Source organism: Caballeronia sordidicola, from assembly GCF_001544455.2.
Lineage (GTDB): Bacteria > Pseudomonadota > Gammaproteobacteria > Burkholderiales > Burkholderiaceae > Caballeronia > Caballeronia sordidicola.
In genome coordinates this window covers 1-1550 of record NZ_FCOC02000056.1, presented here as the reverse complement: position 1 = coordinate 1550, position 1550 = coordinate 1, and the positions used below count along the sequence as shown (strand labels likewise).

Below are 1550 nucleotides of genomic sequence, written 5' to 3'. Positions count from 1 at the left end.
AATGTCGTGTTTTGCTTCTGGTGCGATGCTGGGAGCTTCCGATCCAACGATGGGAGCTCGCCATGCAGCCTACCGAACTGGTGACGTTGAACATGCGCGAACTCGACCGACTCAAAGTGATTCAAGCCGTCGTGGACAGGATGCTCAAACCGGGCCTGGCTGCCGAGCGTTTGCATTTGACGGTGCGCCAGATCGAGCGTCTGGTGCTTCGGTACAAGCAAACTGGCGCGGCCGGTGTGGGCTCGGCAGCGCGAGGTCGTCCAGGCAACCGAAAGCTTGATGAGGTAACGGCATGCCGGGCATTGGTTTTGATTCGCGACCGATACGCCGACTTTGGCCCAACGCTTGCCTGCGAGAAGCTGCGCGAATGTCATGGTTTAACGCTTTCCAAGGAGACTGTTCGCCACCTGATGACCGACGCCGGCCTGTGGATTCCACGCAAGCAGCGCCCGCCCAAGATTCACCAGCCGAGGAACCGGCGGTCTTGTTTGGGCGAGCTGATCCAGATCGATGGCAGCGATCACCGATGGTTCGAGAACCGGGCGCCGGCGTGCACGCTGTTGGTGTTTATCGACGATGCCACAAGCCAACTGATGACGTTGCACTTCACCGCGACCGAATCGACCTTCAGTTATTTCGAGGCCACGCGCAAATACATCGAGGCGCACGGCAAGCCAGTGGCACTCTATAGCGACAAGGCCAGCGTGTTTTACTGCAACCAGCACGCGAGCACGCCCGACAAGGGCGTGACCCAATACGGGCGGGCCTTGTACGAGTTGAACGTGGACACGCTGTGTGCCAACAGCAGTCAGGCGAAGGGACGCGTGGAGCGGGCCAATCTCACCTTGCAGGACCGGTTGGTCAAAGAGTTGAGGCTGCGCAAGATCAATACAAAGGAGGCCGCCAACGCGTATGCGCCCCACTTCATAGCCGACTTCAATGGGCGCTTTGCGAAGATCCCGAAGAGCGCATTTAACGCGCATCGGCCGCTCAGGGGCGATGAAGACCTCGACCTGATTCTGACGCACCGGGTGTTGCGTTGCGTGTCGAACAGCCTGACATTGCAGTACGACCGGGTCATCTACATGCTTGACGACACGCCGCAAACACGTGCCCTCGCCCATCACTACATCGATGTCTATGAATACCCGGATGGGCGTATCGAAATCCGGGCAAATGGCAGCGCGCTGGCCTATCGTCAATACGACAGGTTATCGGCGATGGACCAGGGTGCCGAAGTCGATAACAAGCGCCTCGAGCATGTGTTGGCGCTGTCGCGCCAAGTGCAAATGGAGCGCGACAACCGGCGCATCTCTGGTTCACCGTCAAGGACTAATCAGGGCGAACCGGTCAAGCCGAAGATGCGGGCCAACAATACGCGCAAACAACGCGAGCTCAAGCAAATCGACATGAACGCGATGATGCTAAGAAGCGCCGAACTGCGGGCAGCCGCGGTGGGGAAATGAGCTTTTTAAACAGAGATTGATAAAGTCAAAACCCGACATCTCTAAAAAGTTTGAACCCCGACATCTGAACTTAGCCTCGACATT

1 protein-coding gene is annotated in these 1550 nt (G+C 57.7%); it reads left to right on the top strand.

Features of this window, described 5'->3' with window-relative positions:
- Positions 1-86 precede the first annotated feature (86 nt).
- Positions 87-1466 carry an ISNCY family transposase gene (locus AWB64_RS30525; protein ID WP_374728661.1) on the top strand — a complete coding sequence of 460 codons (1380 nt, stop codon included), beginning with the start codon at positions 87-89 and terminating at the stop codon, positions 1464-1466.
- Positions 1467-1550 lie beyond the last annotated feature (84 nt).